The 21614-nt window shown below is 57.8% G+C and carries 16 protein-coding genes; 3 read left to right on the top strand and 13 right to left on the bottom strand.

Features of this window, described 5'->3' with window-relative positions; genetic code table 11:
- Positions 1 to 23: 23 nt before the first annotated feature.
- The 3 genes from bcsE to bcsG are packed head-to-tail and all read left to right on the top strand — an operon-like array spanning position 24 to position 3449.
- Entirely contained in the window at positions 24 to 1583 is a 1560-nt protein-coding gene (gene bcsE, locus QRD42_RS05875; RefSeq protein ID WP_321988396.1) for a cellulose biosynthesis c-di-GMP-binding protein BcsE, read from the top strand.
- Positions 1580 to 1777 (top strand): cellulose biosynthesis protein BcsF, encoded by a 198-nt coding sequence (bcsF, locus tag QRD42_RS05870; protein WP_072571473.1) that lies wholly within the window; start codon positions 1580 to 1582, stop codon positions 1775 to 1777. The genes bcsE and bcsF overlap by 4 nt, the downstream gene beginning before the upstream one ends.
- Positions 1770 to 3449, top strand: coding sequence for a cellulose biosynthesis protein BcsG (gene bcsG, locus QRD42_RS05865; protein ID WP_072571472.1), 1680 nt, complete (start codon positions 1770 to 1772; stop codon positions 3447 to 3449). Before bcsF ends, bcsG begins: the two co-directional genes overlap by 8 nt.
- A 54-nt stretch (positions 3450 to 3503) precedes the next feature.
- Here bcsG and QRD42_RS05860 read toward each other — a convergent pair whose 3' ends face one another.
- From QRD42_RS05860 to QRD42_RS05800, 13 genes are all read right to left on the bottom strand, one after another.
- Positions 3504 to 4499 (bottom strand): glycosyl hydrolase family 8, encoded by a 996-nt coding sequence (locus tag QRD42_RS05860; protein ID WP_072571471.1) that lies wholly within the window; start codon positions 4497 to 4499, stop codon positions 3504 to 3506.
- Positions 4500 to 4507: 8 nt separating this feature from the next.
- Positions 4508 to 4987 (bottom strand): cellulose biosynthesis protein BcsD, encoded by a 480-nt coding sequence (gene bcsD / locus QRD42_RS05855; protein ID WP_072571470.1) that lies wholly within the window; start codon positions 4985 to 4987, stop codon positions 4508 to 4510.
- A 2-nt stretch (positions 4988 to 4989) separates the two neighbouring features.
- Positions 4990 to 8976: a cellulose biosynthesis protein BcsC gene (locus tag QRD42_RS05850; RefSeq protein ID WP_321988395.1), complete on the bottom strand. Its 3987-nt coding sequence runs from the start codon at positions 8974 to 8976 to the stop codon at positions 4990 to 4992.
- A gap of 5 nt (positions 8977 to 8981) precedes the next feature.
- Entirely contained in the window at positions 8982 to 11276 is a 2295-nt protein-coding gene (gene bcsB, locus QRD42_RS05845) for a cellulose biosynthesis cyclic di-GMP-binding regulatory protein BcsB (protein ID WP_321988394.1), read from the bottom strand.
- Positions 11273 to 13384 (bottom strand): UDP-forming cellulose synthase catalytic subunit, encoded by a 2112-nt coding sequence (bcsA, locus tag QRD42_RS05840; protein WP_318364574.1) that lies wholly within the window; start codon positions 13382 to 13384, stop codon positions 11273 to 11275. Before bcsA ends, bcsB begins: the two co-directional genes overlap by 4 nt.
- Before the next feature lie 18 nt (positions 13385 to 13402).
- Positions 13403 to 14206: a cellulose biosynthesis protein BcsQ gene (gene bcsQ / locus QRD42_RS05835; RefSeq protein WP_321988393.1), complete on the bottom strand. Its 804-nt coding sequence runs from the start codon at positions 14204 to 14206 to the stop codon at positions 13403 to 13405.
- On the bottom strand, positions 14197 to 14748 hold the full coding sequence (gene bcsO, locus QRD42_RS05830) for a cellulose biosynthesis protein BcsO (RefSeq protein ID WP_321988392.1): 552 nt from the start codon (positions 14746 to 14748) through the stop codon (positions 14197 to 14199). Before bcsO ends, bcsQ begins: the two co-directional genes overlap by 10 nt.
- A gap of 451 nt (positions 14749 to 15199) precedes the next feature.
- Positions 15200 to 16219 (bottom strand): dipeptide ABC transporter ATP-binding subunit DppF, encoded by a 1020-nt coding sequence (gene dppF / locus QRD42_RS05825; RefSeq protein ID WP_072571465.1) that lies wholly within the window; start codon positions 16217 to 16219, stop codon positions 15200 to 15202.
- The gene (gene dppD, locus QRD42_RS05820) at positions 16206 to 17198 is read right to left on the bottom strand and encodes a dipeptide ABC transporter ATP-binding protein (RefSeq protein WP_072571464.1); all 993 of its coding nucleotides are present in this window, start codon (positions 17196 to 17198) and stop codon (positions 16206 to 16208) included. Before dppD ends, dppF begins: the two co-directional genes overlap by 14 nt.
- Before the next feature lie 11 nt (positions 17199 to 17209).
- Entirely contained in the window at positions 17210 to 18112 is a 903-nt protein-coding gene (dppC, locus tag QRD42_RS05815) for a dipeptide ABC transporter permease DppC (RefSeq protein WP_072571463.1), read from the bottom strand.
- Between the two features lie 9 nt (positions 18113 to 18121).
- Complete coding sequence (gene dppB, locus QRD42_RS05810) at positions 18122 to 19141, bottom strand: dipeptide ABC transporter permease DppB (RefSeq protein WP_072571462.1); 1020 nt, start codon at positions 19139 to 19141, stop codon at positions 18122 to 18124.
- A 188-nt stretch (positions 19142 to 19329) separates the two neighbouring features.
- Entirely contained in the window at positions 19330 to 20937 is a 1608-nt protein-coding gene (dppA, locus tag QRD42_RS05805; RefSeq protein WP_072571461.1) for a dipeptide ABC transporter periplasmic-binding protein DppA, read from the bottom strand.
- A gap of 481 nt (positions 20938 to 21418) precedes the next feature.
- A partial coding sequence (locus QRD42_RS05800) for a hypothetical protein (RefSeq protein WP_321988391.1) occupies positions 21419 to 21614 on the bottom strand: 196 nt, incomplete at its 5' end.

Genomic DNA, 21614 nt, shown 5'->3' with positions numbered 1-21614 from the left:
CGATCTGCAACAAGAGGGACGCGATGGACCCCATATTTTCTATTGGCATTCACTCCTTGTGGGACGAATTGCGCCATATGCCTGCCGGAGGGGTCTGGTGGATCAACGCTGACCGCGACAACGATGCGGTAAGGCTGGTTAATCAGACCGTTGCCTCGCAGCCCGCTGCCAGCAAGGTCGCGGTGATCAGCATGGGCAAGGAGCCGAAGAATATCATTAAACTGGACGAGCATCACGGTCCGGAAAAAATTAGGCTGTTTTTCATGCCGGATAAAGAAAATAGTCTATACTCGCTTGCCCCTGATTTACTCTGTTCGGTCGATCCTCATCACCATTTATTTATCCTGCTGTGTGCCAGTAATGCCTGGCAGAATATATCCAATGATAAATTACGTGTATGGCTTGAGAATATTCATAGGTGGTCGAAATACCACAATTGTACGCTGCTGATCGTTAACCCCGGGAACAATAATGATAAACTGTTCTCCTTTCTGACGACGGAATATCGCTCATTATATGGCCTCGCCAGTTTGCGCAGCCAGCAGGATATTCATCTGTATGACGTTGCCTTCTGGTGTAACGAAAAAGGCGTCAGCGCGCGCCAGCAGCTTATTCTGGAGCCACGCGGCGACGGCTGGCAATTAGCCCGCCAGGAAGAAACTACCGTACAGCCGCGCAGCGACGAAAAACGCATTTTAAGTAATGTCGCCCTGCTGGAAGGCGCGCCGCCGCTCTCGGAATACTGGACGCTGTTCGATAATAACGAAGCGCTGTTTGAAGAAGCGCGTACCACCCAGGCCGCGACGGTCATTTTCTCGCTCACGCAAAATAATCAGATTGAAAACCTCGCGCGGCAGATACACTCGCTGCGCCGCCAGCGCGGCAGCGCGTTGAAAATCATCGTACGTGAAAATACCGCCAGCCTGCGCGCCACCGATGAACGCCTGTTATTAGGCTGCGGCGCGAATATGGTGATCCCGTGGAATGCGCCCCTGTCACGCTGTCTGACGCTGATTGAAAGCGTGCAGGGCCAGCAATTTAACCGCCACGTGCCGGAGGATATCGCCACGCTCCTGACCATGACGCAGCCGCTGAAGCTGCGAGGTTTCCAGACGTGGGACATTTTCTGCGATGCCGTCGGCAATATGATGCAGAACACATTACTGCCGCCGGATGGCAAAGGCGTGCTGGTGGCGCTGCGTCCGGTGCCGGGGATCCGCGTCGAGCAGGCGCTGACGCTGTGCCGCCCGAACCGCGTCGGGGACATTATGACCATCGGCGATAACCGGCTGGTGCTGTTTTTATCCTTCTGCCGGGTCAACGATCTCGATACCGCGCTCAACCATATTTTCCCGCTGCCCATCGCCGATATTTTTTCTAACCGCATGGTGTGGTTTGAGGATAACCAGATTTCCGCGGAACTGGTGAACATGCGCGCGCTGCAACCGGAGAAGTGGTCACGCCCGCTGCCGGTGACCGACGGCCCGAATCAGATCCGGAATGCGGAGCACGACGGCCGCAGCTGGCGGCGTATTCCTCAACCTCTCCGCCTGCTCAGTGAGACGACGGAGCGCTCATCATGATGACTCTCAGCGATATTATTCAGTTAGTGGTGCTGTGCGCGCTGATTTTCTTTCCGCTGGGTTACGCCGCGCGGCATTCGTCGCGCCGCATCAGAACCGTACTCCGGCTAATGTTTGTTAAGCCGAAATATGTCAAACCCGCCGGAACGTTACGCCGGGCATCCACCGTCAAAGCAGACCGAAAACATGACTAATCAATCTTATACTCCCTCTGCGCCGTCGCCGCTGTGGCAATACTGGCGCGGGCTTTCTGGCTGGAACTTCTATTTTTTAGTGAAGTTCGGCCTGTTATGGGCGGGCTATCTCAATTTCCATGCGCTGCAAAATCTGGTGTTTATGGCGTTTTTGCTGATGCCGCTGCCAAAACGCAAACTGCATCGTCTGCGCCACTGGATCGCCATTCCTATCGGCTTTGCGCTGTTCTGGCACGATACCTGGCTGCCGGGTCCGCAAAGTATGATGAGCCAGGGCAGCCAGGTGGCGGGATTCAGCGCCGATTATCTGCTGGACCTGGTCACGCGTTTTATCAACTGGCAGATGCTTGGCGCGATCTTTGTACTGCTGGTGGCATGGTTGTTCCTGGCGCAGTGGATCCGCGTGACGGTATTTGTGGTGGCCATCATGATCTGGCTGAACCTGATCACCCTCACCGGCCCGGCGTTTTCCCTGTGGCCTGCGGGTCAGCCGACCACCACGGTGACCACCACCGGCGGCAATGCGGCGGCGACAGTGGCCAACGCAGGCAACAAGCCGGTCGTCGACGGTATGCCCGCCCAGACAGCGCCACCGACTACAGCGAATCTTGATGCCTGGCTGAACAGTTTTTATCAGGCTGAGGAGAAGCGTAAAACGCCGTTCCCCGCCTCGCTGCCCGCCGATGCCCAGCCGTTTGAGCTGCTGGTGATCAACATCTGTTCCCTCTCCTGGGCGGATGTGGAAGCCGCCGGACTGATGTCGCATCCGCTGTGGTCGCACTTCGATATTCAGTTTAAGCACTTTAACTCCGCCACCTCTTACAGCGGCCCGGCGGCCATCCGTTTGTTGCGCGCCAGCTGTGGTCAGCCGTCGCATAAAAATCTTTATCAGCAGGCGGGTAACGAGTGCTATCTGTTCGATAACCTGGCGAAACTGGGCTTCTCATCGCAGTTTATGCTCGATCATAACGGCGTGTTTGGCGGCTTCCTGAAAGAAGTGCGCGAAAACGGCGGCATGCAGGCGCCGCTGATGAATCAGGCCGGACTGCCGACCGCGCTGCTGTCGTTCGACGGTTCGCCGGTATATGACGATACGGCAGTGCTTAACCGCTGGATGGAGTCTGAAGAAGGTAAAAACAATCAGCGCACCGCCACTTACTTCAACCTGCTGCCGCTGCATGATGGCAACCACTTCCCTGGCGTCAGTAAAACCGCTGACTATAAAGTGCGCGCCCAGAAACTCTTTGATGAACTGGATGCGTTTTTCACTCAGCTGGAAAAATCAGGTCGTAAGGTGATGGTGGTGATGGCCCCGGAACACGGCGGCGCATTGCAGGGGGATAAAATGCAGGTCTCCGGTCTGCGCGACATCCCGAGCCCGTCGATCACCAACGTGCCGGTCGGCATTAAGTTCTTCGGTATGAAAGCCCCGCATCAGGGCGCTCCGTTGATCATCGATCAGCCGAGCAGCTTCCTGGCGATATCTGAACTGGTCGTTCGTGCAGTGGACGGCAAACTGTTCGTGGAAGACAGCGTGAACTGGGATCAACTGACCAGCAATCTGCCGCAGACAGCGCCGGTATCGGAAAACTCGAACGCGATTGTGATCCAGTATCAGGATAAGCCGTACGTACGGCTGAACGGCGGAGACTGGGTACCGTATCCGCAGTGATAAGAATTCCCTTCACCCCGTGCCGGTGAAAACCGGACGGGGTGAGGGAAGAAATCACTCCTGCTCTGCCAGCCACACCAGCATTTTCAGGCTTGCCGAATAGTAATCTTCCTGCGCGTCGATCTGCGGTTCGCCGTGCTTCACCCCAAGCGCTAAATCCCGCACGGCCAGTAAGCCGCCGCTCATATTATAGGGCGCGGTTTCGTTGGTCATGACGTTCACCCAGGCCGGGTTTTTATCGCCGCTGAACTGTCCGAACCAGTTGCGCCACGGCGTCAGCAGCGGGCTTTGCGGGTTCTGCCAGGCCACATACAGCGGAATGCGGATCGCATCGTAGCTCATGCGCGGCGGCCATTTGCTGGCAGGCTGCATTTTGCCGTCGGCGTGCAGTGTGACCCAGTCAACCGGCAGCTTCGACTCCCCCCAGGCCATTTTCGCGGTCAGCGTGTTCGCATCGCGGATCAGCTCACGCCAGACGACGAGATGGCTACGCTCAGCGAACGCCTGCCATGCCGGGAAAATAAAATAGGACGGATTCAGGGTCACATCGCTATTGTGGTTAAAGCCCTGCGCGCCAGGCAGCATCACGCGATAGCCCGCGAAATTAATCACCGTATGCGCGACTATGGCCTTAGTGATGGCATCCGACGCCGCGGTATAGCGCGCATCGTGCCAGCGCGCGTCAGCCTTCAGCAGCGCCCAGGCGATCAACGCATCGCCATCCGAGGCATTGTTTTTATCCGCAAGGGGATCAGGCTCTACCGGGTTATAGCGCCAGTAGAACAGGCCGTTTTCCTTGTTCTTCAGCGTCTTGTTCGTCCAGGCCCAGATCTTGTCAAAGCTGGCGCGGTCATTGCTGGCGACCGCCATCAGCATCGCGTAGCCCTGGCCTTCGGTATGAGAAACGTTGTTATTGCCGGTATCGACAATACGTCCGTCCGGCATCAGAAACCGGGATTTATAGGTGTCCCAGGCAGGGCCTGCCTGGGCGCATACGGTAAATAACAGACTCACCGTCATGACTATCGCGGTAGATACGCGCTTGACCATAGTTCAACTCATTGTGGGTTGTGATAACGGAACAGAACGTCTGACAGTGAATTCAGTCGTTCGCGTTGCAACGCAACATGCGCCTCGCCGCCCTGGCCCTGAAGCCAGCTGGCGTAAAGACCTTCAAGTATTGCACAAAAAGCATGGCACCAGCGCGTTTGCTGCTCCTCGTGGCGGGAGATCGGCATCGCCTGATGGCGCAGCGTCAGGCCGGTGTCGCTGGCCTCAATATCGATAAATCCCCAGCCAAAATGGCGCAGCTGCGCATTGATATGCGCCTCCAGTTCGCCGACGGTTTCAGCGGGCGGCAACGGGAACTGCGCCGCCAGGGTTTCGCCCATCTGACGCAGGAACGGCTGGCTCTCCACCTGCCCGACATTACGCACCATACCGTCGATCATAATGGTCAGCAGATCAAACCAGCCCGGCGGCGTTTGTTGCTGCTGAAACCAGCCGATCAGCGGCGCGTGTTGACTGTTCACTGTCATAGTTATTTGTCTCCTAACAAATAGCGGAAATAGAGTCCGGCGGTGCTTTCGTTATAGTTGCCGAAGGTGTCATAGCCGACTTTCCCGCCGACGGTCATGCTTTTATTCACGTTGTAATCCACGCCCGCGCGCATGGTGTAGCCGATGCCGCTTTCCGATCCGCCTTTATAGCGATAATCACGCGCGTAGCCCAGGTCATAAAGCTCTTTCATCAGCCCCTGCGCCCCGGCATCGGTCGGGAAGTAGTCGCTGCTGTCCTGGGTATAGGACTGATAGCCCACGGAACCGCCAAGGCTAAGCTTCCAGTTGTTAATTTTCTGGCTAAAATCAACCGGTAAAGAGACGCTGACGTAGTTCTGCGGGCTGAAATAGCCGCCCTGCCCGTAGGTGTAGTAGCTGAGGTTTTTCGAGAAATCCATCCAGCTGACGTTCAGGCCGGTTTGCAGCTGGCGGTAATCGTCGTGGAACGGACGCAGATACACCCCGGCGCTGGCGTTCATGCTGGTGTTGCTGGCCACGTTTTCGCCGAGATAACTGTAACCGCCGCCGCCGACATAAAAGCCCGCGTCGCCGTCATCATAGCCAAGCTGTACGTTACCGCCGTTTTTCGTCACCCGCCCCCAGGTTTTACCCGAATAGGCGTCTTTCATGCCGACATAGGAGAGCAGGCTGTCGGTGACCGCGCGGCGTTCGCCTTTGATGATCAGCGTCAGATAATCGGTCAGCTTCGGCGACCACTGTACGCCGCCCACCAGCGTACTGAGATCCTGGCCCAGCGGCGTGGTGCCAATATCCAGTCGGTAACTTTCGCCGCTCAGCGCCATCGCCAGCTCGACGCCGCTCGCTTTCTGCGAGTCGGTAGAGGAGGTTATCTTGTTATCCAGGCTGGATTTGAAGTTCGATACGCTGAGCGCCTTCAGGCGACCGGATTCATTAAGGCTGTTCAGATTGGCAAGGCCAGTGTCGGTCAGCGGGGAGAGATTTTCCGCATTGTAGCCCTGCAAATCGGCGAAGGCTGCCGCCGTCGGATCGACGGAGTTCTGCGCATTCTCAATGGATGAGGAGATATTGCTGATGGCATTATCAATAGGGTTAGTGCCATAGCGCCGCCAGGTGTCGCCCGAGGCGCTGCCCGCGCTCAGGGTGATTGGCGTGGCAGTGAACTCAAAGCGCGACTCGCCAAACGGCGAGCTGGACCAGGTTAACGGCGCTTTGGCTTCGGTCAGCTTGCTGGTGCCGGATTCGCCATCGCGTCCACGCACTTCCACGCCGCCCTGCATCCACATGCCGGTTTTCTGCTCCATGCTCTGCATCATGTCATCCACCTGACGCAGCGTACGCGCCTGGGCGGTTTCCACAGGCAGATCGGTGCGGGTGGTGCCCGGCAGCGTACTGCCAGGTTCACCTGCCACCTGCGCCACCTGCCACGGCAGCGTCTGGCCGTAAACTGACGCAGACGCCGCCTGCCCTGCGGAGGCACTGGTACGCACGAAGGGGTTATCCGCCACCAGCACGCCGCCGATGGTCGGCGTCGCCGCGCCGTTTGACGCATCCAGCCCCACCAGTTTGCCGCGCGCGCTGCGCAGATACGTCATGGCCTGCTGATGGTTGCCCTTCGCCTCTTCCAGACGGGCCAGCAGCAGCAGCCGATCGGCAGAGTTATCCGCACGCAGGCCACGGGCCAGCGCGTCGGCTTTCTCGACATTATTTTCCGCCAGCGCCACATCAATCGCACCGACGCGTGCATCCTGGCTGTCGGTATCGCGGGTCATCAGGTAGTCATAGACCACCCCGGCCTCTTTGTTCATTTTGCCGGTCTGGTAGAGACGGCCCATGGCGAACATCAGATCGGTATTCTGCGGATCGCTTTGCAGGGCGCGCATCAGCTTGTCATAGGCCGCTGCATAGTTACCCTGCTCGCGCAGCGCATCGGCTTCATTGATGACATAACCGGTGCGTAAGCCCGCCAGTTGCGTCGGCGTGCTGCGCGCCTGAATCTCCGGACGGGCCAGGAAACTCTGGGCTTCGCTGTTCAGGCCCGCCTTGTTCAGCACGGCGATCTGATCGGCATAATCCCCGGCGTTGCCCTGCACCCCTGCGCGCATGTTTTCCCGCACCAGCGCTACCGCGCCAGTCAGATCGCCGCTTTGCGCCAGCAGACGCGCCAGTTTACCCGCATCCACCGGGCTTTCAGGCGGCGTGGCGGTCAGGGTTTTCAGCGTATTGGCGGCGGCAAGGGTGTTACCCTGCGCCAGATAGCGCCCGGCGGTCGCCATTTGCAGGTTGTAGTTCACCCGTTTCGCCAGATCGCGCATCTGCCCGTTCTGGCTGGCCGGAGAAATACGCGACAGCAGCGTTTGCGCCTGTTGCCAGGCGCCGTTTTCACTGGCAAACAGCGCCGCCGCGTACAGCGAACTGGCTCCCGCACCAGGACGAGAGGCCGGGGCGATGACCGAGCTGGCTTCGCTGTCATTGCCGTTTTTTTGCAGCAGGCGCGATAAATCGAGACGCAGCCAGGGGTCGTCCGGCAGACGGGCGACGCCCTGTTGCAGCACGGCAATCGCCTGGCTGGTGTTACCGCTCGCCGCCAGCTGTTGCGCCTGACGACGGATCGGATCGCCCGGCAAGCCGGTGACCACGCGCGGTTGCAGCTTCGCCTGTAAACCGGCGGGCAGCGTGCGTAATACGGTCTGCGCTTCTTCGGCTTTGTTCTGATCGCGCAGCACGTAATAGAGGTTTTCCCGCGCGGCGGCGTTTTGCGGCTGGTCGTTCAGCACCTCGCGCAGCGTCTGCTCCGCCTGCGGATAATCTTTGTTGTGGCGCAGCACATCGGCGCGGAACAGCTTCGCCGCCGTGCCGCGCTCACCACTTTGCTGCGCCAGCGGCGCGGATAATGCCAGCGCCTGGCTGACGTTGCCCTCTTTCAGCGCCTGCTGCGCCTGGGCCAGTTGACCATAAAAAGCCGCGTCTTCAGCCTGAGCTTTACGTTCGGCAGAGGCCTCGCCCCCCTGGCTGGCCGCGCGGCTAAGATATTGCGCCGCGGCCTGGTAGTCGCCGGAACGCTGGGCGATATACCCCAGTCCTGCCAGCGCATCCGCGTCTTCCGGGTTGGTTTGCAGCACCTGCTCAAACTGGCGGCGGGCATCGCGGGTATTGCCGCTGTTCAGCGCGTTATAGCCCTCGCCTTTCGCCGCACCGCCGATGCTTTTGCGGTAATACGCCTGCACGTCACTGTCCTTCGGATGGCGTTGCAGGTAGTTATCGTAAAACTGTTCATCCCCTGCCTGCGGCCCCAGCCACAGCAGCGCCTGACGCAGGCCATCGTCCGCCTCTTTGTTGCCGCTCGCCATCTGCTCAAGCTGCATGATGCCGTCGCGGCGCGTCTCTTCGCGCCACGTCAGCATTTTGCCCAGCGCCACGCGGGCGGCGTTATCCTGCGGGTTTTGCGCCACGAATCGCTGGATCTCATTGAGCGCCTGCGGATACATGGCTTTGTCGCTTCCCATGGTCAGATAGTATTCCGGGGCGAGACTGGGCGGCGGCGTATCGCCGTTAAACAGGCTGCGCCAGGTGGCGAGCGCGGCGGGAATATTGCCGCTGCGCGCCTGCTGGCGGGCCAGCGTCAGTTGTCCCTGCGGCACCTGCGCCAGCTGTTTGGCATTATCCAGCGCCTGTAGCCCGCCGTCGTCCGGCGATACGGCCGCCAGCCGGGCGCGCCACTGCGCGGCCGCTTTCAGATCGCCGCCCTGCTGCGCCCACAGCGCCATCAGGTACAGCGCCTGGGTGTTATTGGCATCCACCATCAACACTTTCTTCAGCGATTCGTTCGCCAGATCGTCGTGAGACTTTTCATGCCAGTAATTGGCCTGGTCGAATAAGGCCTTCAGCACCGCGTCATTGGGCGCGGCCTGCGCTATCCCCGCTGTTGCCAGCGCCAGCACGCCCGAAACACAGAGGGTGGATAACGTGCGGGCGGTTTTTATGGTCATTATTTTCACTCGTTGTCCCCAGGATTCAGACGTTTACGCGCGCGTCTTTTCAGCAGCGCGTACAGCGCGAGGCCGATCACCACGCTAAAGCACAGGCCAAGCACCGCCAGCAGGCCGGAGTGCTGGTTGGCATACCAGATCACCAGCAGGTGCAGCGGCATTTCACCGCGCGGATACTGCGGGCCAACGCGGAAACTGCGCACGCCGTTTTCATTGGTGATGATCGCGGCATCGCCGCGGATCCCGGCGTTGATGCGGGCGGAGGCCAGATCGCCGTGCAGACGGGCAAGCTGCTCGTCATTGCTGCCCAGCGCCGTCACCACTGTGCGTTGACTGTTCCAGGGCGAACGGAAGCTGACAAAGCCGCGCCAGGATTCGTTCGAGGAGAAGTAACGATCGGCTTCCACGATCTCGGCGTTCCAGTCGCCCGCCATCCAGCGCTGGATTTTTTCCCACTGCGTCGGCTCGCGGACGCTGAGCTGATTGTCATGGGCGACAAAGGGCGAGGACTTCAGTAGTTCAGCATTGAAGTCATGCTGACTAAGGCCGGTCACCGCCAGCACGTCGCGATCGCGCAGCAGTTGCAGATTAGTACCCGCCGTCGGCATCCCCAGCACCACGCGGTTCTGGCTCAGCGCCGTGCCGGTGGCGTTACCGGAACGGGCGGCCATGTCCAGCAGCGTCGCCACCTGGGTTTCGGTCGGATTTTCCGGCAGCAGCAGCACCGTCTCGGCGTAGTCCGCCAGTCGCGTGAACGGGAAAGATGCGCCCACGAAGTAGGAGAGATTCGGTAGCAGCGCGAAGTGGCGCGTGTGGCTCAAATCGATCCAGGAGTCATCGTCGATGCGGCTCTTGATGTTGTTGTTCAGCAGCACGCTGCACGGCGCGCTGGCCTTCGGCACAATATTGAAATAGAGCGACAGCTGGTTATCGCCATAAATCATGTAAGGCTCCAGCGGCATGTCGAACTGTTCCTGACGCGCATCGCCGCCAATCTTATGCCACAGGGTTTCCAGCGCGCCCTGCTTGTTAACCGGCAGGTTGTGCAGGAAAGTGTCGTTCAGCGTCATACTCAGCCACGAACGTTCTTCATCGATCCAGTTTTCCGACGGGAAACGGTAGCCGATGCGCAGCGGAATGGTTTCGCCATCCCACAGGAACAGATCCGGCGCGGCGCGGAAGGCGACGCGCAGGGCGTCATGCCAGATACCGTTAACGGTCAGGCTCTGATCTTTACGGATCAGCTCTGACAGCTTCACCGGACGATCGGTAGGGATCCAGCGCGGCGCGTCGTAAGCTTTACTCTGCGGGATCGTCTGGGACTCCACCGGCAGGCTGGCGGTTTGCAGATCAAAATTGCCGCGCGTCAGACGCCAGGCCGCCGCACGCAGCGCGGCGTCGTCTTTCCCCACCACCAGCAGCAGCTTGTAGGTTGGATTTGCCGGATTATCGATAATGGTCAGGGTCGGCTGAGCCGACTGCGGCAGCGAAACGCCGCCGATCTGCTCACCGGGATGCCCAATCAGAATGCCGTTCTGTTCCGGCAGGCGATCGCGTTGCGCGGCAAAAGAAACGCCGCGATAGTCCGCCTGAATACCCATCCACGATGACACCAGCGCCGCCGCGCTGATGGTATCTGCCGTCAGCTTCGCCGGGAACGCAAAAGTGATAGTGGCGGGCGTCATCTGCATGTTGTCGAAGAACGGGCGCGGGAAGTGGCTCAGATCCGATCCAATATCCAGCGGCTGCCCTTCGAGGTTAAACGCCGAATCCGGCAGGATGGTGACGCGGTATTTATCCGTCAGATCCCGCTGGCACATCATGGCGTCGCCATCGTTGATTTTGAAGCTGATGGTATTGCTGGAGACCATCAGCGCCGCCGGCACATCCAGCTGGAAGCGCGAGACATCGGATTCCGCCGCGCCCAGCGGCACCGTGCCCAGCGGCTGGCCGTTAAGCATCAGCTGCATGGTGGCGTTGCGGGTCGCCATGGCGGGCGAGACTTTCAGGTTTAGCGACAGCTGGGCGTTAGTCATTACCTGACCGACCGGCAGGGTGAAGTTCACCCCGCCCTGCAACTGGCCGCCGCTCAGGACGATGCCCTGCGGCTGGCCCATTTGCGCCACGGAAAGGGAAGTCACCACCGTCGGCACAAAGGCCGGGGGCGCAGCCGGGGCAGTATCCACCACAGGCGCGGGGAAATCCGACGGCAGCAGAGTGTCCGGCAGCGTTTCTTCCGCGTAAAGCGGCGTGATAAAGAGTGCGCTGACGATAATCGCCAGTCGGGTTAAACGTTTCATAGGCTGCCGTCCTCCGGTGAGGCGTTGAGGAGAGCACGCTGACGCCGGTTTTCACGGCGCGTTTTCCACGTCAGCCAGAACAGGTCGAACACACAGCGCATGATGGTGAGCATCGAGCGGAACGGGTTGTCCTGCGGCTTCGGCGGGTTGATCCACGCATCAGCGCGGGACAGCACCACCCGTACCAGTTCACGGCGACGTGAAAGCGGAATATCCTCTGCAAACTTCAGGCGGATAAATTCACCGTCCACGCCCATGGTGGTCACCGGAATGCTGATGGCGCCGGACTGTAATAACAGCTCCACTTCTTCGATGTCATCATTTAAATGGCGTTCATCCGGCGCGACGATACGGCAGCCGCCCATCGACAGATCGAGGGTTTCGCTGCGCGACGAGATACCGCTGGCGTAATGGATCAATACCGGGATCTTCACGTCGATACGGATGGTTTTCCGCGTCTGACGGGTTTCCCGCGCCACGGCAATAGCCGCCAGCAGGAAGATCAGGCTGTAGAGTCCCCAGAACACGTTGAGAGCGATAACCTTAGGATCGACGCCAAAATGGTCATGGGCGAAAGCGCGCACCAGGCCCCAGATCACCGCAATGGCGAGCAGGATCGCCACCACCAGATGCGGACGCACGACCCGGAAATCAAAGTAGCCGACGTTCAGCAGCGCGCCTTTATCGGTAACGTTAAACTTGCCGCGTTTCGGAAACAGCATGGTGACCGCCGTCGGCAGCACCAGATGGAAGGCCAGCACCAGGTCATAAATTTCGCCCCAGAAGCTGTAGCGGTGACGTCCGTTCATACGCGAATTGAGATAAACCGCGAGGAACAGGTGCGGCAGCGCGTAGGCAAAAACCAGGCTTGCGGAGGAGTAAATGATGTTGAGGTTAAACAGCAGATACGCCAGCGGCGCGGTCAGAAACGCAATGCGCGGCAGGGCGAACTGGTAATACATCATTGCGCTGAGATAACACAGACGTTGCTGGATGGTCAGGCCGCGGCCGAACAGCGGGTTATCGACACGGAAGATCTGCGTCATGCCACGCGCCCAGCGGGTGCGCTGGATAACGTGCAGCACCAGACGCTCGGTCGCCAGCCCCGCCGCCAGCGGAATATCCAGAAAAGCGGATTTCCAGCCCAGACGCTGCATTTTCAGCGCGGTATGCGCATCCTCGGTGACGGTTTCCACGGCGAAGCCGCCGATCTCTTCCAGCGCGCTACGGCGGATCACCGCACAGGAGCCGCAGAAAAAGGTGGCGTTCCAGTTATCGTTACCCTGCTGGATCGGGCCGTAGAACAGCTGGCCTTCGTTAGGAATATTGCGGCCGACGGAAAGGTTACGCTCGAAGGGATCCGGCGAATAGAAATAGTGCGGCGTCTGTACCAGCGCCAGTTTCGGATCCGTGAGAAAACCGCCCACCGTCGCCTGCAGGAAAATACGCGTTGCCACGTGGTCGCAGTCGAAGACGGTGATCAGCTCGCCGTGGGTCAGTTTCATGGCGTGATTGAGGTTGCCCGCTTTCGCGTGCGAGTGCTCATTACGCGTGATATAGCCGACGCCGACATCGGCGGCAAAGACCGCGAATTCACGGCGCTTGCCATCATCCAGAATATAAATTTTCATTTTATCTTTCGGATAATCAATGCACTGCGCCGCCAGCACGGTGTCGCGCACCACGTCGAGGGATTCGTTATAGGTCGGGATATAAACGTCAACGGTCGGCCACTGGTTCATATCCTCCGGCAAGGGCACAATTTCGCGCTTCAGCGGCCAGATGGTCTGCAAATAGTTCAGCAGCAGCATGATCCAGATATAGACTTCCGCCAGAAATAATCCCATGCCGAGGATCGTCTCAATCTCGGAATTAAAATGAAGGGTTTGCGTGACGCGGAAATACATATAGCGGGTCGACATTAATATCGACATCACCACCATGATCACCGAAATGCTACGTTTTTTAGAAAAGCCCATCAGGAATAAAATCCCGATGCTGATCAATCCAAAAATATACTGTTTCTGGCTGTCCATGGGCGTAATGACGACCAGCACGGCAGCAGGCGCCAGTGCCAGCACCAGCAAGTAAAACAGGAACTTTTTCATAAATCGCTCTGTGGAGAATTAGAAACCAGACATCTTCGGAAGGTTATGAACGGTGCCATCGCCAACTTTCACATCAAGGATATTGGCAATCTTTTTGGCAATCAGCTCAATATCAAAGGCCGCGGCGGAGGCCGGGCTGAAATCGAAGACGGACTGTTGCGAGGCGTTCGCTTCCCCGACGCTCTCATCGCGATGCACGATACCAATCAGGCGCTCACCCAGCCGCTGCTCCATAAAGGCCGTCACGTCGCGGCTGATTTGCCGACGGTTGTCGCTCTGGTTCAGCAGAATGTAATGCCCCGCTTTGCGGTTCAGCACATCGCCGGTAAGACGGTGGTTTTCCACCTGCGGTAATAACGAGAGAGACGCCGTGTCCGCCAGCAGGGTCACCAGATGCAGATCCGCAAGGCGTGACAGCGCTTTTAATGCCGGTGAGGGGCCGGGCGGGAAATCGGCGATAATGATCAGACCCGGATAATTAAGCAGCGTGTTCAGCCCGCGGGTCAGAAAATGCTCGTCGTGCGTCAGGCGATCTTCAAAGGCTTCGCGCTGGGCTTCGGTGGCGTCGCCGTAAGGCAGCACGAACATGTTGCTGCCTGCCGATAATACAAACTGGCTCCAGTCAGGCAACTCTGCCGCGCGGGCAACAAAACCGCGGCTATCGGCAAGGGGCACGCCAAAATGCAGGCGCAGCGCGTTCTGCACGTCAAAATCCAGCGCCAGCACTTTGCTTCCCGCCCGTGCCAGCGCGTAAGCAAGGTTCGCGGTCATGGTTGTTTTTCCGACACCGCCCTTGGGCGAACAGACACAGATCAACGGCATGAAGCGATCCTTTCTAACAGCGATTTCAGGGGCTGGTTCTTTTCTGCGGCCGGTTTCGTCTCTGTGACCTTTGGCGCAAACAGCTGCGCAAAATTCACCGGTGCGGCGGCAGGCGCAGGGGTAACTGACCGCTGCGGCGCAGGCGCGATGGCGACAGGCTCGGGCGCAGACGGCGGAGCCGCAGGCGTGATGGCTGGCGCAGGCGCGGCCTCGGGTTGCGGCGGGACAGCCAGCTGTGAGGCCACGTCCTGGAAAAGGGAGGTCGTCACGGGCGCTGACTCAGGTGACGCGTGAGTCATAGCGTCAGCAGGCGGCGTGGTTGGGTTTACTGCGAAGATTTCAGGATTAACCGCCTGGGGAATAGCAGCAGAAACGTGTCCACCCATCGCCAGCGTCGATTCTTCAGTAGCGGGCGACAGCTGATTAATAATCGCCCAGTTCCCCTGCTCGCTACCCTGATTCTGGGAAGACAAATCCTTAAAATCGAGATGCTGAGTGCGAGTCTTATCCTTAAACCTCTGCAAATCATCATAATGGTTCATAGTTATACTCATGATTTACAAATAAAAAATATTACAATCAACCTTTAATGCTTCTTAAAAGCATTTCACTGATAAGGTGGCGTAATTAATAATAACGTGCGGGTATAATAACAGGGTGAAGCGTTAAGCTAATTTAGTGGGTGATTTTATAGGGCGTTTTTAACCCACCACTTAACGGCAGCAAATATATAAATTTTGCCCGCCAGGATGCTATCTTTTTTTGATGTCGGAATAAGTAAAGTCTTATACGTTCATGAATAACCACATTATTAGTGCAAAGTATTATCTTATCCTAAATAGTCAGTCTTTTGCATTAGTCAGGTGGTTCAAAAGAGGATTTTAAGCAACCAGCGCGGGTGCTTAAATTGCCGGGCGGCGGTTACGCCTGACCCGGCCTGGAAAATCGGTGCTGCCCCGGTCCCGGCAGGCATGGGCCGCCGGGCAGGGTTAATCAACCGTGAACAATCGGCTTTTCGCCATTCTCGTCCTGGTCCACCGCGAAGCAGGCAACCAGCTGGCCGCCGTACTCTTTCAGCTGCGGCTGCAACTGGGTGCAGGGGCCGAAGCGACGGACACAACGGGCGTTAAAGGCACAGCCCGGCGGCGGATTCAGCGGGCTTGGCAGCTCGCCGGTCAGCTTGATACGTTCGCGGCGGTCGTCCGGGTTCAGGCGCGGCGTGGCAGAGAGCAGCGCCTGGGTATACGGATGACGCGGGTTGGAGAAAATCTGCTCTTTGGTGCCTTTCTCCACGCAGCGACCGAGGTACATCACCATCACTTCATCGGCGATGTGTTCCACCACGGACAGATCGTGAGAGATAAACACGTAAGACAGCCCCAGATCCTGCTGCAAGTCCATCATCAGGTTCAGCACCTGCGCACGCACGGACACGTCGAGCGCGGATACCGGTTCATCGGCGATCACCACATCCGGATCGAGCATCAGCCCGCGGGCAATGGCGATACGCTGACGCTGGCCGCCGGAAAACATATGCGGGTAGCGGTCGTAGTGTTCGGTTTTCAGGCCGACTTTCGCCATCATCGCCAGCGCTTTTTCACGGCGCTGTTCTTTGCTCAGCGTGGTGTTGATTTGCAGCGGCTCTTCCAGGATCTGGCCCACTTTTTTACGTGGGTTCAGGGAACCGTACGGGTTCTGGAAGACGATCTGGATCTTCTGGCGACGCAGCTTTTCGGCGCTCATATCAGGCTTGAGCAGATCCTGCCCCTGATAGTAAAGCTCGCCGCCGGTCGGCACTTCGATCATGGTCAGCAGACGACCGAGCGTGGATTTTCCACAGCCGGATTCGCCCACCACCGCCAGCGTTTTACCGCGCTCCAGCGAAAAAGAGACGCCGTCCAGCGCTTTCACCAGGCGTTCCGGGGCAAACAGCCCTTTCTTCACCGGGTAGTGTTTTTTCAGGTCGATAGCCTGCAACAGTGGCTGTTGCAGGGTGGCCTCATGCGTACTCATAATTCGGCCTCCCGGCATCATCGAGTGGGTAGTGACATTTAGACTGACGGCCATCGCTCAGCGTATTCAGCGCAGGCTCGTCCACGCGGCAGCGATCGGTGGCATAGGGGCAGCGCGGGTTCAGCAGACAGCCGTTCGGACGGTCATATTTACCCGGCACCACGCCCGGCAGCGAGGCCAGACGCGCTTTGTCCTGCGCAAACTCAGGCAGCGCGCGCAGCAACGCCTGGGTGTACGGATGACGCGGCGCGCGGAAGATATCCGTGGCCTTGCCGGTTTCCACCACCTGACCGGCATACATCACAATAATTTTATGGGCCGCTTCCGCCACCAGCGCCAGATCGTGGGTGATGAGGATCAGCGCCATGTTCTCCCTTTGCTGAAGCTCCAGCAAAAGTTCGATGATCTGCGCCTGGATAGTCACATCCAGCGCGGTAGTCGGTTCATCGGCGATCAGCAGCTTAGGACGACAGGCGATGGCCATCGCAATCATCACGCGCTGGCTCATCCCGCCGGAAAGCTGGTGCGGGTAAACGTCCAGCCGCGAGGCCGGATCGGGAATTCCCACCTGGTTTAACAAGTCGATGGCACGCTGGCGGCGGGTTTTCTTGTTGCCGCCCTGATGCACCTTAATGGCTTCCATAATCTGGAAACCCACCGTGTAGCACGGGTTAAGGCTGGTCATCGGATCCTGGAAAATCATCGCCACTTCCGCGCCCACCAGACTGCGGCGCTCTTTTTCAGAGATGCGCTTTAAGTCCTGGCCGTTGAATTCCAGCTTGTCGGCCATCACGCGGCCCGGGAAATCAATCAGTCCCATGATCGCCAGCGAGCTGACGGATTTACCGGAGCCGGATTCACCGACGATGCCGACCACTTCACCCTGCTCAACGCTGTAGCTTACGCGGTCTACGGCACGGAACGGTGTCCCTTCGTCGCCGAAGTGCACCGATAATTTATCTATATTTAATAACGCCATTTCGTAGCCCTTTACTGCTTGAGTTTGGGGTCGAGCGCATCACGCAAGCCGTCACCCATCAGGTTAAATGCCAGCACCGTCAGCAGGATCGCCAGACCAGGGAAGGTCACGACCCACCAGGCGCTTTGTGCGAACTGCAACACGTCAGAGAGCATGGTGCCCCACTCCGGTGTTGGCGGTTGCGCACCCATGCCAAGGAAGCCAAGGGCGGCCATATCGAGAATGGCGTTAGAGAAGCCGAGCGACGCCTGAACGATCAGCGGCGCAAGGCAGTTAGGGAAAATATTGACGAACATCTGGCGCATCGCACCGGCACCGGCCACGCGGGAGGCGGTGACGTAATCGCGGTTCACTTCCACCATTACGGCGGCGCGGGTTAAGCGCACGTAGTGAGGCAGCGCCACGAAGGTGAGCGCCAGCGAGGCGTTGACGATGGACGGGCCAAAGACCGCCACCAGCACCAGCGCGAGCAGCAGGCTCGGCAGCGCCAGCATGATGTCCACCACGCGCATGATGATGTTATCCACCAGGCCGCCGAAATACCCGGCGATAAGGCCTAGGATAATCCCGGACACCAGCGACAGCACCACCACCAGGCAGCCCACCAGCAGCGACAGGCGCGCGCCGTACATCAGACGCGACATCACGTCGCGGCCTACGTCATCGGTGCCGAGCAGATGCGCCCAGCTGCCGCCTTCCTGCCAGACCGGCGGCGCAAGCAGCGAGTCACGGAACTGGTCGGCCGGGTTATAAGGCGCGATCCAGTTGGCGAAGATGGCAATAATCAGCACCACGATGATATACACCAGGCCGACTACCGCCCCTTTGTTGCGTTTAAAATAGTGCCAGAACTCCTGCATCGGGGTCATCGGCACCGGTGCGGACACCGCTTTATTTTCAGTTACTTGTGACATGATGGCCCCTTACTTCTTATGACGAATACGCGGGTTCACCACGCCGTAAAGCAGATCGACCAGCAGGTTGACGAGGATAATCATCGTCGCCACCAGCAGCACGCCGCCCTGCACCACCGGGTAATCGCGGCGTTGCAGCGCGTCGATCAACCAGCGTCCCAGTCCCGGCCAGGAGAAAATCGTCTCCGTCAGGATAGCGCCCGCCAGCATGGTGCCCACCTGTAAGCCAATCACCGTGACCACCGGCAGCATCGCATTACGCAGGGCATGCACCACGATCACGCGCATCCGGGTCAGGCCTTTCGCGCGGGCGGTACGGATGTAGTCTTCACCCAGCACTTCCAGCATTGATGAGCGGGTCATACGCACGATCACCGCCAGCGGGATAGTGCCGAGCACCACCGCAGGCAGGATCATATGCGCCAGCGCATCAATGAAGTTGCCCTCTTCACCCCAGATGGCGGTGTCGATCAGCATAAAGCCGGTCAGCGGGTTAGTATCATCAAGGAAAACCATGTCACTGACGCGCCCGGATACCGGCGTCAGGTTGAGTTGCACCGACACCAGCATGATCAGCATCATGCCCCACCAGAAGATTGGCATGGAGTAACCGGCCAGCGCGACGCTGACGGCGGTGTGGTCAAAGATAGAACCGCGTTTAACGGCGGCGAGAACGCCCACCGGAATACCCACGGCAACAGCAAATATCATGGCGCAGACACCGAGTTCCAGCGTCGCTTTAAAACGCGGCACGAACTCGTCCCACACCGGGAGACGGCTCTTAAGCGAAACCCCTAAATCTCCATGCAACACGCCCCACACATAGTTGACGTACTGCTGCCACAGCGGCTTGTTCAGGCCAAGCTCGGCCAGCAACTGCGCGTGACGCTCAGGGGAGATACCACGCTCACCCGCCATGATCATGACCGGGTCGCCCGGGATCATATGGACAAAGGCAAAGGTGAGAAGGGTGATACCGATAAACGTAGGGATGACAAGCCCCAGACGTCGGAGGATGAACTGCAACATAACCCGGATTCTCTGTAGTGACAGCGTCAAAGACGTGTCTGTATTGCTCACAAATCTTATCCTGCGCGGATACCGCTCAGGTAAAGCATTATGCCGGATGGCGCTGCGCTTATCCGGCCTACGGGTGTAGGCCTGGTCAAGCGTAGCGCCGCCGGGCATGGGGTGCGTGAGCACCCCCTGGGTTTTAATTATTCAACTGACACGTTTTCGAAGTGGTGTTTGCCCAGTGGATCAACCACATAGCCTTTCACTTCTTTACGCACTGGCTCGTACACGGTGGAGTGCGCGATGATCAGCGCCGGAGCCTGGTCGTGCATCACTACCTGAGCCTGTTTGTACAGTTCAATACGTTTGTTGTGATCGTCAGTCGCACGTGCCGGCTGGATCAGATCTTCAAACGGCTTGTAGCACCAGCGAGAGTAGTTGGAACCTTGTTTCGCCGCGTCGCAGCTGAACAGGGTGGCGAAGAAGTTGTCCGGATCCCCATTGTCCCCGGTCCAGCCCATCATCACCGCCTGGTGTTCGCCCGCCTTCGCACGCTTCAGGTACTCGCCCCACTCGTAGGTCACGATTTTGGCCTGAACGCCGATTTTCGCCCAGTCAGACTGGATCATCTCAGCCATACGGCGTGCGTTCGGGTTGTAAGGACGCTGTACCGGCATCGCCCACAGTTCAACGGTGAAACCTTTATCCTGACCGGCTTCTTTCAGCAGCGCTTTCGCTTTCTCAACGTCGTAGGTGTAATCCTTAACGTCGTCGTTATAACCCCACATGGTTGGCGGGATCAGGTTTTTCGCGGCAGTACCGGCGCCCTGATAAACGGCTTTGATGATCGCTTCTTTGTTCACTGCATAGGTCAGCGCCTGGCGAACTTTCACGTCATCAAACGGCTTTTTCTCGGTGTTGAAAGAGAGGTAGCCCACGTTCAGACCGGCCTGCTCCATCAGGTTGATTTTGGTGTCTTTCTTCATGCGTGCAATGTCAGCCGGGTTCGGGAACGGCATAACCTGACACTCATTTTTCTGCAGTTTTGCATAACGTACAGACGCGTCCGGGGTGATAGAGAACACCAGACGGTCGATCTGCGGTTTAGTACCCCAGAAGCCTTCGAAGGCTTTGTACAGAATGCGGGAGTCTTTCTGGTACTGCTGCAGCTGGAACGGACCGGTACCGATTGGGTTCAGGTCAATTTTCTCCGGCGTACCGGCTTTCAGCATGTTGTCAGCGTACTCTTTAGACAGGATAGAAGCGAAGTCCATGGCAAGGTCAGCCAGGAACGGGGCTTCCGGACGCGCCAGTACGAACTGTACGGTTTTGTCGTCCACTTTTTTCACTTCGCTAATCAGGTCTGGCAGGCCCATACCTTCGAAGTATTCATAGCTGCCGCCGGACACTTTATGGTACGGGTTTTCAGCGTTTTTTTGGCGATCGAAAGAGAACACCACGTCGTCGGCGTTGAATTCACGCGTCGGTTTGAAATCTTTGTTGTCCTGCCACTTCACACCGCTACGCAGGTGGAAGGTATAAACTTTACCGTCTTCGCTGACTTCCCACTTTTCAGCGAGGCCCGGGATCACTTCGGTGGTACCAATTTTGAATTCAACCAGACGGTTGTAGATTGGCACTGAGCTTGCGTCGTAAGTGGTACCAGAGGTAAAGAGCTGTGGGTTAAAGCCTTCCGGCGAGCCTTCTGAACAATAAACCAGGGTCTTGGCCTGTACGCTTGCTGCGACGGTCATGGCCACCAGGCTAAGACCAAGCTTCAGCATCCCTGACTTCTTCAAGGAAATACTCATTATTCTGCTCCAATGTGATATGTGTTGTTTACCCGTTGCAAAGGGTATATCCGACAGGCCTTTATTTATTTTTTACCGGTCTGGTCGGTTGTGCCCGGAGGCTATATGAGAGATGGGGAATCCTTTCACAAGGTTGACTGAGTTGCAGTGCAGATTCTCCGTGAAATGCCCCTCATGCCCTACAATCTGTCAACAGAATGTCAAAACGTCAATACAGGTAACCGGGATTTACAACGACGGTGAGAATTGGCAAACAAAGATTAAAAAAAGTGCACGCCCCTGTTTTCAGCAGGGAAAATTGTGCTACTGGTCGGATGCCAGAATAAACCGCTGCTTTTAAGTCTCACATCAGTGATTAACATTTACTCAGTTTATGAAAAATTTCTGACGGAATGATGAATATCTGAGCGATTAATACCGCGAACGTTAAAACGCACAGGTGAAAATGCTGAGCTTATCCATAAGCAACGCGAAAAAAGATTCAAACATATATAAAAAAATACGATGGAATATCTGGCAAATGCAGAGAATTATGAGCGATATCGACGCGTGATTTAAAAGTGTTATTTCCGCCGGGTGGCGCTSCGCTTACCCGGCCTACAGGAGCGGCGGAAAATGCAAAAAACCCGTCGTGTTTCCACGACGGGTTTTTAAATTTGGTCGGTGATAGAGGATTA

The sequence above is a fragment of the Enterobacter sp. PGRG2 genome, from assembly GCF_030291195.1.
In the GTDB taxonomy this organism is placed as follows: domain Bacteria; phylum Pseudomonadota; class Gammaproteobacteria; order Enterobacterales; family Enterobacteriaceae; genus Enterobacter_D.
The sequence above is the reverse complement of the archived record's forward strand: the minus strand, read 5'-3'. Positions and strand labels throughout refer to the sequence as shown.